At 68.5% G+C, this 14,068-nt stretch carries 18 protein-coding genes; 11 read left to right on the top strand and 7 right to left on the bottom strand.

Annotated elements, in window-relative coordinates; translation table 11 throughout:
- Positions 1–161: 161 nt before the first annotated feature.
- A complete protein-coding gene (locus tag QSK18_RS34145; protein WP_232813921.1) occupies positions 162–1,517 on the bottom strand; it encodes an MFS transporter in 1,356 nt (451 codons plus the stop codon).
- 117 nt (positions 1,518–1,634) lie between these two features.
- Here QSK18_RS34145 and QSK18_RS34140 point away from each other — a divergent pair, with 117 nt between their 5' ends.
- From QSK18_RS34140 to QSK18_RS34120, 5 genes are all read left to right on the top strand, one after another.
- Entirely contained in the window at positions 1,635–2,492 is an 858-nt protein-coding gene (locus QSK18_RS34140) for a helix-turn-helix domain-containing protein (RefSeq protein ID WP_285628129.1), read from the top strand.
- Between the two features lie 76 nt (positions 2,493–2,568).
- Positions 2,569–3,597: an iron-siderophore ABC transporter substrate-binding protein gene (locus tag QSK18_RS34135; RefSeq protein ID WP_285628124.1), complete on the top strand. Its 1,029-nt coding sequence runs from the start codon at positions 2,569–2,571 to the stop codon at positions 3,595–3,597.
- Positions 3,594–4,583: a FecCD family ABC transporter permease gene (locus QSK18_RS34130; RefSeq protein WP_502894321.1), complete on the top strand. Its 990-nt coding sequence runs from the start codon at positions 3,594–3,596 to the stop codon at positions 4,581–4,583. Before QSK18_RS34135 ends, QSK18_RS34130 begins: the two co-directional genes overlap by 4 nt.
- Positions 4,580–5,599, top strand: coding sequence for a FecCD family ABC transporter permease (locus QSK18_RS34125; RefSeq protein ID WP_285628121.1), 1,020 nt, complete (start codon positions 4,580–4,582; stop codon positions 5,597–5,599). Before QSK18_RS34130 ends, QSK18_RS34125 begins: the two co-directional genes overlap by 4 nt.
- A complete protein-coding gene (locus QSK18_RS34120) occupies positions 5,596–6,408 on the top strand; it encodes an ABC transporter ATP-binding protein (RefSeq protein WP_285628118.1) in 813 nt (270 codons plus the stop codon). The genes QSK18_RS34125 and QSK18_RS34120 overlap by 4 nt, the downstream gene beginning before the upstream one ends.
- Here QSK18_RS34120 and QSK18_RS34115 read toward each other — a convergent pair.
- Positions 6,350–6,868 (bottom strand): GbsR/MarR family transcriptional regulator, encoded by a 519-nt coding sequence (locus QSK18_RS34115; RefSeq protein WP_232813926.1) that lies wholly within the window; start codon positions 6,866–6,868, stop codon positions 6,350–6,352. The two genes, QSK18_RS34120 and QSK18_RS34115, sit on opposite strands and share 59 nt — an antisense overlap.
- A 33-nt stretch (positions 6,869–6,901) precedes the next feature.
- On the opposite strand from QSK18_RS34115, the gene QSK18_RS34110 reads away from it, so the two are divergent.
- The gene (locus tag QSK18_RS34110) at positions 6,902–7,813 is read left to right on the top strand and encodes an SDR family oxidoreductase (RefSeq protein WP_232813927.1); all 912 of its coding nucleotides are present in this window, start codon (positions 6,902–6,904) and stop codon (positions 7,811–7,813) included.
- A gap of 6 nt (positions 7,814–7,819) precedes the next feature.
- Here the strand turns inward: QSK18_RS34110 and QSK18_RS34105 are convergent, their stop codons facing one another.
- Complete coding sequence (locus QSK18_RS34105; protein ID WP_232813928.1) at positions 7,820–8,392, bottom strand: TetR/AcrR family transcriptional regulator; 573 nt, start codon at positions 8,390–8,392, stop codon at positions 7,820–7,822.
- A gap of 71 nt (positions 8,393–8,463) precedes the next feature.
- Between QSK18_RS34105 and QSK18_RS34100 the strand changes: the two genes are divergently transcribed.
- Both QSK18_RS34100 and QSK18_RS34095 read left to right on the top strand, forming a co-directional pair.
- Positions 8,464–9,249: an ABC transporter ATP-binding protein gene (locus QSK18_RS34100; RefSeq protein WP_285628113.1), complete on the top strand. Its 786-nt coding sequence runs from the start codon at positions 8,464–8,466 to the stop codon at positions 9,247–9,249.
- On the top strand, positions 9,242–9,997 hold the full coding sequence (locus QSK18_RS34095) for an ABC transporter permease (RefSeq protein ID WP_232813930.1): 756 nt from the start codon (positions 9,242–9,244) through the stop codon (positions 9,995–9,997). The genes QSK18_RS34100 and QSK18_RS34095 overlap by 8 nt, the downstream gene beginning before the upstream one ends.
- A 2-nt stretch (positions 9,998–9,999) precedes the next feature.
- Here QSK18_RS34095 and QSK18_RS34090 read toward each other — a convergent pair whose 3' ends face one another.
- Genes QSK18_RS34090 through pnuC form a run of 4 tightly spaced genes read right to left on the bottom strand, consistent with a single transcriptional unit; the run spans position 10,000 to position 12,458 of the window.
- Positions 10,000–10,227, bottom strand: a complete 228-nt coding sequence (locus QSK18_RS34090) for a GNAT family N-acetyltransferase (RefSeq protein ID WP_232813931.1) — start codon at positions 10,225–10,227, stop codon at positions 10,000–10,002.
- 56 nt (positions 10,228–10,283) lie between these two features.
- On the bottom strand, positions 10,284–10,679 hold the full coding sequence (locus QSK18_RS34085; RefSeq protein ID WP_232813932.1) for a hypothetical protein: 396 nt from the start codon (positions 10,677–10,679) through the stop codon (positions 10,284–10,286).
- Positions 10,672–11,820, bottom strand: coding sequence for an AAA family ATPase (locus QSK18_RS34080; protein ID WP_285628107.1), 1,149 nt, complete (start codon positions 11,818–11,820; stop codon positions 10,672–10,674). The genes QSK18_RS34085 and QSK18_RS34080 overlap by 8 nt, the downstream gene beginning before the upstream one ends.
- Entirely contained in the window at positions 11,817–12,458 is a 642-nt protein-coding gene (gene pnuC, locus QSK18_RS34075; RefSeq protein WP_232813934.1) for a nicotinamide riboside transporter PnuC, read from the bottom strand. The genes QSK18_RS34080 and pnuC overlap by 4 nt, the downstream gene beginning before the upstream one ends.
- A 158-nt stretch (positions 12,459–12,616) precedes the next feature.
- On the opposite strand from pnuC, the gene QSK18_RS34070 reads away from it, so the two are divergent.
- The 3 genes from QSK18_RS34070 to QSK18_RS34060 are packed head-to-tail and all read left to right on the top strand — an operon-like array spanning position 12,617 to position 14,063.
- Entirely contained in the window at positions 12,617–13,246 is a 630-nt protein-coding gene (locus QSK18_RS34070) for a LysE family translocator (protein WP_285628103.1), read from the top strand.
- A gap of 44 nt (positions 13,247–13,290) precedes the next feature.
- Positions 13,291–13,428, top strand: coding sequence for a hypothetical protein (locus QSK18_RS34065; RefSeq protein WP_285628100.1), 138 nt, complete (start codon positions 13,291–13,293; stop codon positions 13,426–13,428).
- A gap of 14 nt (positions 13,429–13,442) precedes the next feature.
- Complete coding sequence (locus tag QSK18_RS34060; RefSeq protein WP_285628097.1) at positions 13,443–14,063, top strand: GNAT family N-acetyltransferase; 621 nt, start codon at positions 13,443–13,445, stop codon at positions 14,061–14,063.
- The last annotated feature ends 5 nt before the right edge of the window (positions 14,064–14,068 follow it).

Here is a 14,068-nt window from a genome sequence, read left to right as displayed (position 1 = left end):
CTGCCCTGTTTCCAGGGGCAGCAGAGGCTCGATAACCGCCCACGCCTTATCCGTCAGTTCTCCACGTCCAACCACGAATCCATCATTTGCACACGATCATGAACAAGATCCGCAGGACACGCCCTAGGCAGGCGCACGGTCCGCGGCATTGAAGAATCACGTCAGGCTCGCAGGCCCAGCCTCACCAGCAGGGCCGCCGCCAGGCACACCCCGGCATTCACCGCGATGGCCAGATGCAGACCGTTCAGCAGTTCCACCGAAGCACCGGCCACCACCACGGCCGACAGCACCGGCGTGCCCAGCGTGATGCCGACCTGCTGGCTCATGGTCACCAGCCCCGTGGCCAGGCCCTGCTCATGGTCGGGCAGTCCACTTGTGGCCGTGGTCACGTAACCCACGATCGCCACCAGATTCGCCACACCGCCCACGAAAACCAACAGCAGCAGCGGAATCACCCAAGCACGATCGGGCCCGGCGAACACCAGCGGCAGCGTGGCCGCCCCCTGCACCACGAAGCCGAACGTCAAACCTCGGCGTAGCCCGACCCTGGCGAAAATCCGAGGCGCGAGCAGCCCGCCCAGCACAGTGCCCACCCCGAGCACACCGAACACGGCCCCCGCGGCCAGAGCCGAAATGCCCAGCACGTCCTGCAGATAGAGGGTGAGCAGGAAGACCAGCGAGGTCTCAGCGGCGAAGGCCAGCGCTCCGGCCAGGTTTCCGACGGCAGTCGGTCGCCGGCGCAGCATGGCCAGGGCGATCAGCGGCTGAGCGGAACGGCTTTCGATCCAGAGAAACAGCAGACAAAGGACGCCCGCGGTCACCAAAGCAGTCCAGGTGGGTGTGGCGGTCCAGCCGCTTTCGCCGGCGCTGCTGGCACCGAGCACGAGGGCGACCAGCGCACCGGTGGCCAGCAGCGCGCCCGGCAGATCGAGCCGCACGCCGGCGGACCGAATCTGGTCCTTCGGCAGCACCCGTGGCGCGACCGCCAGCACGGCCACCGCCACGATCACGTTGAGGAAGAAGGCCCAGCGCCAGCTCAGGGTGTCGGTGAGCAGGCCGCCCAGCATGGCTCCGGTGGTGAACCCGCCAGCCATCAGCGCACCGTTGAGCCCGAGCGCCCGGTCCCGCGCCGGTCCCTCGGGGAACCCGGTGGTGAGCAGCGACAACGCGGCCGGGGTGACCATGGCCGTGGCCACGCCCTGGGCCGCTCGGGCGGCCAGCAGCACGAACGCGGTCTGGGCCAGCCCGCCGGCCAGGGACGAGACACCGAGCAGCACCATGCCGAGCAGGAAGATCCGGCGTCGGCCGAGCAGGTCGCACACCCGGCCGAAGAACAGCGTCAGCCCGGCGGCGCAGAGCGCGTAGCTGGTGGCGATCCATTGCAGGTCAGCTGTTTCCAGGCCGATGTCCCGGCCGATCACCGGTAGAGCGACGTTGAGCACGGAGAAGTCGACGGCGAGGGTGAAGCCCGCGGTGAGCAGGACCGGGAGAGTCGCCCGGGGCGAGGTTCGAAGCATGCGACCAACGCTGGCGCCCGGCCCCGAAGGCAACCAGCCACCGGCACAGCCGACGCACCCGCTGCCTGACCTTCACAGGGTCAGGCACGCCGCCCGCGCCTGCCGCACACTGGTTCCGTGCCGACCGTCCACGATGCCCGCGACCTGGGCGACTTCCTGCGCACCCGTCGGGCCGGCATCTCGCCGGACGAGGCGGGCCTGACCAGTTACGGCACCCGTCGCGTGCCCGGCCTGCGCCGAGAAGAACTGGCCCAGCTCGCCGGGATCTCCACCGCCTACTACACGCGGCTCGAACAGGGGCAGTCCCAAGCCGCGTCGGACGCGATCATCGAGTCCCTGGCCCGGGCGCTACGCCTGACCCCCGACGAGCGGGCCCACCTGTTCGAACTGGCCCGCCCTCGCCCGGCCGACCGCCGCCGACCTCCGAAGCCGGAACGCGCCGGACCGGGTGTGGTGCAGTTGCTCGAAGCCATGCACGACGTACCCGCACTTGTGCTGGGACGGCACAACGACGTCCTCAGTTGGAACGCTCTTGGCCACGCCCTGCTGGCCGGCCACCTCGACCGACAGGCCCCCGACGCCGCCGGCCCCGACCGCCCCAACCTGACCAGGATGCTCTTCCTCGACGCGCACACCCGCGAACTGCACCGCGACTGGGCCGACGAGGCAGCGACGTCGGTGGCCTCCCTGCGCTACGTCGCCGCGCACCACCCGGACGATCCGGCCCTGGCCGCGCTGATCGGCGAACTCAGCCTGCGCAGCCCGGAGTTCGCCGCTCTGTGGGCCCGCCATCAGGTGCGCCTGTGCTCCAGCGGCACCCGCCGGCTGCATCACCCTGTGGTCGGTGATCTCGACCTGAGCTTCGAGGTGCTGCACCTGCCCGACGCCACCGGCGTTCGCCTGCTCACCCACACCGCGGCGCCCGGTAGCGCGACGGCCCAGGGTCTCGCCCTGCTGAACTTTCATACGCTTTGAAAGTTCAGGTTAGGTAAGGCTAAGCTCTCAGGTCGCAGGGAAGCCCTCGCCCCTGCCCCTAGAGAGGAACCATCACGTGAGAACACGCACCGGCCTGGTCGCCCTGATCGCCGCGGCCGTCCTGGCCCTGAGCGCCTGCGGCGGATCGGACTCGGGCTCGGACGAGGAGGCCGCGGCCCAGTCCGGCGCCGCCACCTTCGAGCCGGTCACCATCAAGCACGCCCTGGGCACCGCGGAGATCACGGAGAAGCCGGAGCGGATCGTCACCCTCGGCCAGGGCTCCACCGAGACCGCGATCGCGCTGGGCACCGTGCCGGTCGGGATCGAGGAGTACCCCTGGGGCAGCGACGACACGGGCTACCTGCCCTGGATCCACGAGGCGGTGACCGAGCGCGGCGCCGAGCTGCCCGAGCAGTTCACCGGCAGCACCGAGCTGGACGTCGAGGCGATCGTCGAGCTGGAGCCCGACCTGATCCTGGCTCCCTGGTCGGGAGTCACACAGGAGCAGTACGACCTGCTCAAGGACGTGGCGCCGACCGTCGCGTACCCGAAGCTGCCCTGGACCATCACCTGGGACGAGCAGATCAAGACGATCGGCCAGGCGATGGGGCGCAGCGCCGACGCCGAGAAGCTGATCGCCGACGTGAAGAAGCAGCTGGCCGAAGCGGCGAACCCGGCCTACAAGGACATCACCTTCTCGTACATCTACAACAGCGGCCCGGGCACGCTCGGCGTGTTCTACCCCGGTGAGCAGCGGGTGGCCATGGTCAGCGCGCTCGGCCTGACCGTCGACCCGGTGGTGGACACCCTGGGCGAGTGGGAGGTCGAGGGCACCGACTCGGCCGCGATCGGCCTGGAGAACGCCGACAAGCTCAAGGACTCGGACCTGATCTTCACGTTCTACTCGGACGAGGCCAACCGCAAGGAGATCGAGGGGCAGAAGCTGTACAAGCAGATCCCGGCGATCCAGCGGGGTTCGGTGGTGGCGCCGACCGACCAGCCGTTCGTCACGGCGTCCTCGATCATCAACCCGCTGACCGTGCCGTGGACCCTGGAGCGGTTCACCCCGCTGATCGACGAGGCCGTCGCGAAGCTCGACCGTTGAGCAAGGTGCGGGGCTCCCTGGTTGTTCTGGGAGCACTCGCCGGGCTGGCCGCCGCTTCGGTGGCCAGCCTGTTCCTCGGCGGGAAGGTGACCGACCCGGGTGCCGTGCTGGGCGTGCTCACCGGCACCCCCGATCCGTACCTGGAAGCCGTTCTCGACGCCCGGTTCGCGCGAACGGTGATGGGAGCCCTGGTCGGCTGCGCCCTGGCGGTCGCCGGCGTGGTCATCCAGGGCATCACCCGTAACCCGCTCGGCGATCCCGGGCTGCTGGGCGTGACCGTCGGCGCATCTGCGGCGATGGTCACGGCCGCCGCCGTCAGTGGGGCCGGCTTCGGCGCCGGCTCGATCTGGGTGGCGATGGTCGGCGCCCTGCTGACCGTGCTGCTGGTCTACACCGTGGGCGGCCGTTCCGCCTCCGGCAGTGTGGTGACTCTGCTGCTCACCGGAGCCGTGGTGTCGGCCGTGCTCAGCGCCTACATCGAGGCCATGACGCTGACCAACCCGAAAGTGTTCGACTCGTTCCGCTTCTGGGTGATCGGTGCGCTCGGCGGGCGCGACCTCGGGGTTGCCGCCTCGATCGCGCCGGCCCTCATCGTCGGTCTGCTGCTCGCCCTGATCCTTGCCCCCTCGCTGAACAACCTGGCCCTGGGCGAAGACGTGGCCACCTCCCTCGGTACGCCGGTGGCGCTGGTCCGGGCCGGCGGCATTCTGGCGGCGGCTCTGCTCAGTGCTGCCGGCACGGCGGCCGTCGGGCCGATCGCCTTCGTCGGGCTGGCCGTGCCCCACCTGGCCCGTTCCCTGGCCGGGAGCGATCACCGCTGGCAAATCCCGGTGGCCGCCCTGCTCGGGGGAATGCTGCTGATCGTGGCCGACATCCTGGGCCGGATCGTCGCCCGCCCCGAGGAGATCATGGTCGGCATCGTCACCGCGCTGTTGGGTGCCCCGTTCCTGCTCGTGGCCGTACGCCGAGGGTGGGCGGCCCGATGATCGCGCGTCTCGGCTCACGAGTAGCCATCCCCGTACATCGCCCGGCCCTGATCTACAGCCTGTGCACACTTTTCGCAGTGCTGGCCGTTGGGGTGGCCACGCTGTCGCTCGGGCGCCTGGGCATCTCTCCGGCCGACCTGCCCTCTGCACTGACCGGCGGTGCCGAAGGAAAGACCAAGTTCGTGCTGGAACGTCTGCGCGGACCCCGACTGGCCACGGCAATGCTGGCCGGGGCCCTGCTCGGGCTCTCCGGCACCCTGTTCCAGAGTGTCACCCGCAACCCCCTGGGCAGTCCGGACGTGATCGGTCTGGGCGCCGGAGCCGGTGCGGGAGTAGCTATCTCGTCACTCATGTTCACCGGCATCCCCACCCCGGTCGGGGCCGTGCTCGGCGCCGGAGCCGCCACGCTGATCGTCTATCTCTGCACCGGCATGGGATTCCGCTCCCCCACCCGCACGATCATCGCGGGTATCGGGGTGGCGGCGATGGCCTACGCGGTCACCCAGTACGTGGTGAGCGTCAAATTACGGGACGCGGCGGCCCAGTTGGCTGCCTACCTGGTCGGATCGCTCAATGCGGCGAACGTCGACGACGTCCTGGTCAGCGGGGTCGTCCTGCTGGTGGTGCTGCCGTTGGCGATGACGCTGCCCGCCGCGATCCGGATGATGGAGATGGGCGACGACACAGCGGCCGGGCTGGGCATTGATCCGGACCGTACGCGTACGGCCGCGATCCTGCTGTCGGTCGTGGCGGCCGGCGCTGCCGTGGCCGCGGCCGGTCCCGTCTCGTTCGTCGCTCTCACCGCACCTCAAATTGCCCGTCGGGTGGTTCGTTCCGCCGATGTCGGCGTGCTCCCGGCCGCTCTCACCGGTGCGCTGATCATGGTCGTCGCCGACTTGGCCGCACAACAGGTGCCGTTCGTCGAAGGCTTGCCCGTGGGCGTCCTCACGCTTGGGGTCGGTGGTTGCTATCTGGGGTACCTGCTGCTGAGCGAGCACAAGAAAGGACGTTTGTGAGCCTGTCACTGGAGAACGTGACACTTGGGTACGGCGGGCCGGCTGTGGTGCGCGACCTGACCCTGGCCGTGCCGGAAGGTGAGTTCACCGCGGTGATCGGCCCCAACGGGTGCGGTAAGTCGACGGTGCTCAAGGCTTTGGCCCGCACCCTGCGACCGACTTCAGGGCGGGTTGAGCTCGACGGCCACGAACTGCGTTCCCTGCGGCCGAAAGCCGTTGCCCGACGGGTCGCGGCGCTGCCCCAGCATCCGATCGCGCCTGAGTCGCTGCGGGTGCGGGATCTGGTTGCCCGCGGCCGTCATCCGTACCATTCGCTGCTGCGCCAGTGGCTACCGGGCGACGCGGACATCGTGTCCGATGCGATGGCCGCGACCGGGGTCACGGCGTATGCCGACCGACTGCTGACCGACCTTTCCGGCGGTCAGCGGCAGCGGGTCTGGATCGCCATGGTGCTGGCCCAGCAGACCCAGTACGTGCTGCTCGACGAGCCCACGTCGTTCCTCGACCTGGCTCATCAGGTCGAACTGCTGCACCTGTGCCAGGACATGCGCGCCGACGGCCGCACAGTGCTGGCCGTGCTGCACGACATCAACCAGGCCGCGCGCTACGCCTCACATCTGGTGGTGATGTCCGATGGTGAGGTGGTGGCCTCGGGGGCGCCGGCCGACGTGCTGAGCGAGCAGTTGGTCCGGGACGTGTTCGGGGTGGACGGTGTGGTGGGTACCGACTCCGAGAGCAGCACCCCCATGGTCACCGTCCGGGCGCGTTCTGCTGCTGGTCGCGCTGCAGCTGATCGCGTTCGGCCTTGATCCGGGCCCACTCGCTGCCCAGCCGCGAATCGATCAGCCAGCTCATGTAGTCGCGCATGTTCCGCACCCGCTGCCAGGCCACCCCGCCCTCCCGCACGTGCGGCAGCGTCTCCACGGCCAGTTGCAGCTGGCTGGTCAGGTACTCCTGCTCACGCTCGAGGAATCCGGCCCAGACGTCCTCGTCCATCACGAAATAGTGCGAGCGCTCGCCGGATCTGCGCACCCGGCGCACGAAACCCCGCTCCACCAGCGCCCGGGTGTACGACGACACCGAGCCCGCACTGATCTGCAGCTGCTGGGACAGCTCCTGCGGGCTCACCCCGTCCGACTCGTCCACCAGCAGGTAGCCGGCGATCAGGCCCTCGATCCGGGATGCGCCGGTGGCGGCCCACGAGTCGGCGAAACGCTCGACGAACTGCCGCATCTGAAGGTCTGCGGGGCTGTCTTCCGGAGACTGCATGACAACAGTATTTCAGTAAGGCAGGATGGAGGCATGACGACCCTTCAGGGCAAGGTGGCTCTGGTGGCGGGGGCCACCCGCGGCGCCGGTCGCGGTATCGCGGTAGAGCTGGGCGCGGCCGGGGCAACGGTCTACGTCACCGGCCGCACCACCCGTTCGCAGGCCTCGGAGTACCAGCGGCCCGAGACCATCGAAGAGACGGCCGAGCTGGTCACGGCCGCCGGCGGCACCGGGATCGCCGTTCCCACAGACCATCTCGACCAGGCCGCGGTCGAGTCACTGGTCGCGCAGATCCGCGCCGCCCACGGGCAGCTCGACGTTCTGGTCAACGACATCTGGGGCGGTGAGCTGCTGTTCGAGTGGGACAAGGCGGTCTGGGAGCACGACCTGGACAAGGGCCTGCGCCTGCTCCGCCTGGCCGTCGACACGCACCTGATCACCGCCCACTTCGCCCTGCCGCTGCTGATCAGCAGGCCGGGCGGGCTCCTGGTCGAGGTCACCGACGGCACCACCGCGTACAACGCCACCAACTACCGGCTCAACCCGTTCTACGACCTGGCCAAGGTCGCGGTGAACCGGATGGGCTGGTCCCACTCGCGCGACCTGCGCAAGCACGGCTGCCTGGCGGTCTCGCTCACCCCCGGCTGGATGCGCTCGGAGATGATGCTGGAGCACTTCTCGGTCACCGAAGAGACCTGGCGCGACGCGCTGGCCACCGAGCCGCACTTCGCCATCTCGGAGACCCCCCGTTTCACCGGCCGCGCGGTCGCGGCCCTGGCTGCCGATCCCGACCGGGCCCGCTGGAACGGTGAGTCGCTCTCCAGCGGGCAGCTCGCCCAGGTGTACGGGTTCGACGACCTCGACGGCTCCCGACCTGACGCCTGGCGCTACATCGTCGAGGTGCAGGACGCGGGCAGACCGGCCGACGTCACAGGCTACCGCTGAGGGTCTTCAGCCCGCCGAGATCCCGCGTTCCAGTGTGCGCACCACCGTGGGCACCACGTCGAACTTGGCCATTGCGCCGCCCTGCACCTGCTCGAACGCGGTGAAACAGGTGGCCCAGAGCATCTGCTGGATCCACTCCGCGCTCGCCTCGGCGTCGAACACGCCCTCCTGCTGACCACGTCGGATCAGCATGATCACCGGGTCCTGGTCGGTGGACAGGTTCGGCGCGGCCTTGGGCAGGATCTCGGTCAGCATGCACTTGTCCCCGAACACGAACATGATCTGGTCGCTCACCGAGGCCAGCGCCGCCACCGCCCGGCGCATCGCCTCCTGCGGGGTGCCCTGGTCGAGCCTCGCCGCAACCGTCACCTCGTCCATCGCCTCGAGGGCGTGCTCGGCCGCCGCGACCATCAGTCCCTCCCGATCGGGGAAGTAGCGGTGCAGCGTGGTGCGCCCGACCCCGGCCGCCTGAGCGATCTGCGGCAGCGTGGCGGCCCGGTCACGGGCCAGCACACTGACCGCGGCCTCGAGAATGGCCCGCTCGGTGCGGTTGCGGGTGGGCGTCGACACGTCGCTCACGATAGCAACGGGATGCTCGAGTTCAGTAATGGAGCTTTGCAGTTCCATTTATGAGGTCTAGAGTTCCATCCATGAACGAGCCGATGATGGTTCAGGCCCGCGGCCTGCGTAAGACGTTCATGGTCAGACGGCAGCCGATCGAGGCCGTACGCAATGTCAGCCTCGATGTGCCCGCCGGTGGCCTGCTTGCACTGCTCGGCCCGAACGGGGCCGGTAAATCCACCACCATGCGCATGCTCACCACTCTCCTGCCGCCCACGGCCGGTTCGGTGCACGTGGGCGGCATCGATGCCGTGGCCGAGCCCGCCCGGGCCCGGCGCCAGATCGGTTACGTGGGCCAGAAGTCCGCGGTCGGCGAGAACTACCGGGTCCGAGACGAACTCACCACTCAAGGACGCTGTTTCGGCCTGCCGGTGAACGTCGCCCGCGAGCGGGCCGACGAGGCGCTCGAGATGCTCGGGATCGCCGCGCTCGCGAATCGCATGCCCGGCACGCTCTCGGGAGGACAGAGGCGCCGGGTAGACATTGCTTTCGGCCTGGTGCACCGGCCGCGCGTGCTGTTCCTCGACGAGCCCACCACCGGCCTCGACCCGCACAGCCGGGCCGGGGTCTGGGAGCAGATCGACCGGTTGCGCGCCGAGCACGACATGACGGTGGTGCTCACCACCCACTATCTGGACGAGGTGGAGCGGGCGGCCGGGCAGATCGTGATTGTGGACGAGGGTGAGGTGGTTGCCGAGGGAACGCCGGCCGAGCTACGGGGCCGGGTTTCGGGCAGCAGTTCGCTGGACGACGTGTTCATCGCCCTGACCGGTCGCCGGCTTCACGAGACCGGGGAGGCGTACAGCCGTGCCTAAGTTCCTGAACGATGTACGCACCGTGTTCGCCCGCGAGATAGCCCCAGAGCTGCGCTCCCCCATCGGCCTGCTCTTCGCGATGATCCAGCCGGTGCTGTTCCTGGTGCTTTTCGGGCCGATGCTCTCCGGCGCCGATCTGCAGCAGGACAGTTCGAGCTGGCGCTGGTTCGTGCCCGGCATCCTGGTGATGATGTGCCTGTTCGGTCCCTTGGGCGCCGGGCACGCTCTGATGACGGAGCTGTCGGGCGGCCAGATGGAACGCTTCCTGGCCACCCCGATCAGCCGCGTCGCGCTGGTGGCCGGCCGCACCGCGAAAGACCTGATCGTGCTCCTGATCCAGGCCGTGCTGATCATCGCCGTGGCCATGCCACTGGGCCTGAACCTGCACCTGCCCGGTGCCCTGGCCTGCCTCGGCCTGCTGGCCGTACTGGGCGTCGGGCTCAGCGGTTTCTCCTACTTGCTGGCCATCGCCGCCCTGCCCAGCGGCAACCTGTTCTGGATCGTCACCCAGGTCTTCGTGTTCCCGGTGATCCTGCTCTCCGGTGTGCTTCTGCCGGTCAACGCCGGCCCGGGCTGGCTGGAAACGGTCTCCGCGTTCAACCCCGGCCGCTACGTCGTCGACGCCTGCCGGGCCCTGTTCAACGGAGACTTCCTCGTCGCCGCGGTCGCCCAGGGCCTGCTTGCCGCACTGCTCCTGGCCTTCGCGGGCGTGCTACTGGCCACCCGAGCAATGCGTCGGGGTGTCTGATCTCAAGCCGGGTCGCCGCCGAGCCGCGCGTACAGCAACGAGTCTCGCCAGCGTCCTTTGATCTGCATGTGGTGCCGCATCCGGCCTTCCAGGCTCAGCCCGGTCTTCTCCAGCACCCGGGCCGAGGCCTGGTTGTCCGGATCCTCGGCATAGGCGTGTACCGCGTCGAAATCGTCGGGCATGATGTCGCGCAGAAGCAGACGTTCGGTGCGCAGTTCGGCGGTGGGCATCACCCGAAGGTACGCGCCGGGACCGCTGGGGGCCGCCCTGTTTATCCGGATCCGGCTCAGTCGTGCGGCTCATGGGCCGACTGGAAGCCGAGCTTGATCAGCGTCTCCATGATCTCCATGGCTTCCTCGGTGTTCTCGATCGGTGTCTGCGAGGGGTAGGGCTTGCAGATCAGATCGACACCGTGGGTGGACCAGCGGCGGGTGAGCACCTCCCCCTGGATCAGCAGGGCCCGGCCGGTCTGGTCGGACATGCTGATGAAGGTCTCTCCGGAGGGGCTGGCGCTGACCCCCATGATCTCGATGTCCTTGCCCATCAGCGCGATCAGGTCGCCCGGGTGGGGCACTTCGGAGAATTCCTTCTCCAACGGCTTGAAATAGGCCGGATTGCGCCGGGTGCCGTCGTGGGCGATGTAGTCCACGATCACCTGAACAGACATTTGACCGTCAGTCATACTCGACAGCGTAGCGTGAGCCCGCGCCGAATCCAGGGCCGGAGAACGGCTCTCCGAAGCTCAGCCGCCGGGCCAGGAGCTGCTCCACACTGCGTTCGGCCAGCTTCAGGCGTTGTTCCAGCGTGCCGGTGAGCAATACCCACGAATGCCCGGCCGCGGTCAGCTCGTCGACAAACCACCCGGTCATCGCAGCCCTGATGGCTAGATCGCCCTCCCGGAGCCCGTCGTCGTGCCACGGCACACCCTCGTGGTCAGTGACCAGATAGAGGTGACGATCCGGCAGATCCAGGGCCCAGGGCTGGGCCGGCCGGGCCTGCTCGCCCAGGTAACGGCGTTCCCAGAGCATGGTCGCGAACGCGTCGGTGTCGCAGATCAGTACCGGCGATCCGGAACGCGCCGCAGACTCCTCAGCTCGGGTCTGCTCATACGCCACCCGGTCGAAGTCTTCGTGGTTCCAGACGATTGCCTCAAGTTCCGGCTCCGGCCGACCGGCCTCACGCGCCGCCCGCTTCTCGGCATCCCACTTGATCGTGGTGTACTCACGGCCGTACTCCGGCACCCACCCGGTGCGCGCCCACACACCGCCCTTACTGCGGCAGGATTCGGCAAGCATGGACGAGATCGTGGTAGTTCCCGTCGATTCCGCACCGATCAGGATGATCCGGGTGGTCAAACCGGCTTGCGTAGCCGGAGCAAGATCGTCCCAGTGGCTGCCCGGATCCGCCCGGACTGCGGTGGCAGACAGATCGTCCCGCAGCAGGGACACCGCCTTGGCCCCGAACCGGCCGGCCAGCTCCGGGCCGTAGGCATCGGCCGAGTAGACGGCATCCACGGGAACGGTCTGCCCAGTGGCTCTGATACCCGCCCGCATCACCGCGACCTGAGCCTGCCAGACCTGCTCGTCACCGACGTCCATCGGTGCATCACAACGGATCCCACCAATGGTGACCTGAGACTCGTCCTTATGTTCTGCTTTCAGCCAGGCGACCCGGTGCTCCAGGGGCACGGTCTCGGCGATCGAGGCCATCACCAGCACGGTGACGCGCTCACACTCGGCCGCGGCCTGCCGGATCACCCGATGATGCCCCCGGTGCGGCGGATAGAACTTGCCGATGAACAGGCCGTGCCGATAAGCCTTCACGCGTGGATCGTTTCCTTCACTGCTGCGGCCGCCCGCCACCGGCGCAACCCGTCCAGACACAGCGCCAGGAAGAGCGCATAGACGATGGCGGTGAGGTACAGGTCCTTGCTCACGTACAGCGGGATGTAGATGCAGTCGGCCGCGATCCAGAAGAACCAGGTGGCAACCCGTCTGGTGTTCAGCAGCCACTGAGCCACCAGCGACAGCGAGGTGGTCAGTGCATCCAGGAACGGGCTGGAGTCGTGGGTCTCGCGCAGAATCACGGTCAGCACGGCAGTCCCGACGACGACCGCGAGCACACAGATCAGCAGAGTACGCCGATCGGCCTCCCGGATGGGGCTCTCCTCCTGAACCTCGTTCCGCCCCTGGAACCACTGCCACCAGCCGATGATGCCGAGCGCGATGAAGACGATCTGCAGGCCGGCATCGGCCCAGAGCCGCGCCGAGGCGAACAGCACCAGGAACATGGCGCAGTTGACGATCCCGACCGGGAAGTTGGCGATGCTCCCACGGGTGGTCAGCCAGACGCACAGCCCGCCGGTGATGAAGCCCAGCAGTTCGGCCCAGGTGACGGGAGCCCCCCACAGGTCGAACACGGCCTGGTTGAGTGGCGCCACCCAGTCGCTCAGGAGATCCATCCCGCTCACCTCTCGTCGTCCTGACTATTATTCGTCAGAGTGACGATAGCTGGTGATGCCGCCGAAAATCCAGAGCTACACCGGGTTGGTTGTCGGCCGGCCCGGCCGACTGTGATGGAATCCCGGGTCCGATCCCCACCGCCCCGCAAGGACCTCGCATGCCCCAGCAACTCCTGCCCTTCCTGGCCGTGGTCATGATCCTTACGCTCACCCCCGGCCCCGACATGGCGCTGGTGCTGCGCAACGGCGTGCGTGGGGGCGTGCGAATGGCCTGGTGGACAGGTCTGGGCTGCTGCGCAGGCATCAGCGTGTACGCCGCTGCTTCGGCCGTGGGTGTGGCCGCGGTCCTGGCCGCCTCGGCCACGGCGTTCACCATCATCAAGCTGGCCGGCGCCGCGTATCTGATCTACCTAGGCATCCTGGCCGTGTGGCATGCGCGCAAGCAGCCCCCGGTGACGGCTTCTACGGAGACTGGGACCGCCGCCCCCGACCCCGCCACCGCCTTCCGGCAGGGCCTGCTCAGCAACCTGCTCAACCCCAAGATCGCCCTGATCTTCCTCACCCTCATCCCCCAGTTCGTCTCCCCCGGCGAACCCGCCCTGCCCACCACCGCCACCCTGGCCGCCGTCTTCCTGCTCGTCGCGGTGGCCTGGTGGCGCCTGTTCTCCCTGGCCGTCGGTGTTCTCGGCGCGGTGTTGTCCCGGCCGCGGGTACGCGTGAACATCGAGCGCGTCACCGGCGTCGTCCTGATCGGCCTGGGGCTACGGGTGGCGACGAGCGCGCACTGATAATCCAGCTGCGCCGTGATCATGAGTTTCGGGACACTGGCCCGATGGAAGCCACGCTGCAAGAACTTGAACGCTATTACGACACCGTCCCCCGGCTCAGCGCACGGGCCGAGGACTTCGGCCCCCTGACGCTGTTCGTCCGCGACAACGGCGGTCACCCCTTCTACGCCCGTCCCACCTGAGCGCCCAGGAAGCGGTGGCCGCGCAGAACATCGAGGCCGTACGAGCGCGCCAGCGTGAACTCGGCATACCCGAGACCTTCGAATGGGTGCACGAGATCTCGCCCGGGCTGACGGAGGCTGCGCGGGAGGCAGGCCTTGAGGTCGCTTCATGTCCCCTGCTGGTCCTGCCTCCCGACGCCGAGGTGTCTCCGCCTACCGCGCCGGTGCAGTTTCTGACGGCGGACAGCCCCGCCTTGGGCGCTGCGATTGCCGTGCAGCGGTTGTCTTTCTCGGGGAAGGACACAGATCTGGCTGACGAGGTCGCGGCCGCTACGGCTGACGGCACGATCGAGCGCGCGCAGGCCCAGCTTCGCTCTTCTGCAACGTATTTCTGCGCCGCCCTGGACCCGGACGGCAACCCGCTGAGCGCCGGCCAGCACAACCCCGTCGGCGATGTCACCGAGATCGTCGGCGTTGCCACCCTGCCCACCGCCCGGCGTCGCGGTCTGGGCGCCGCCGTCACTGCCGCACTGATCGCCGACGCCCGAGCCCGGGGCATCCGGACGATCTTCCTCTCGGCCGCGGACCAGAACGTGGCCCGGGTCTATCAACGCCTGGGCTTCGAGCGGCTCGGCACGGCCATGATCGTTGGATAGAGGTT

Source organism: Kineosporia sp. NBRC 101677 (genome assembly GCF_030269265.1).
Lineage (GTDB): Bacteria > Actinomycetota > Actinomycetes > Actinomycetales > Kineosporiaceae > Kineosporia > Kineosporia rhizophila.
This window is presented reverse-complemented; position numbering and strand designations above follow the sequence as displayed.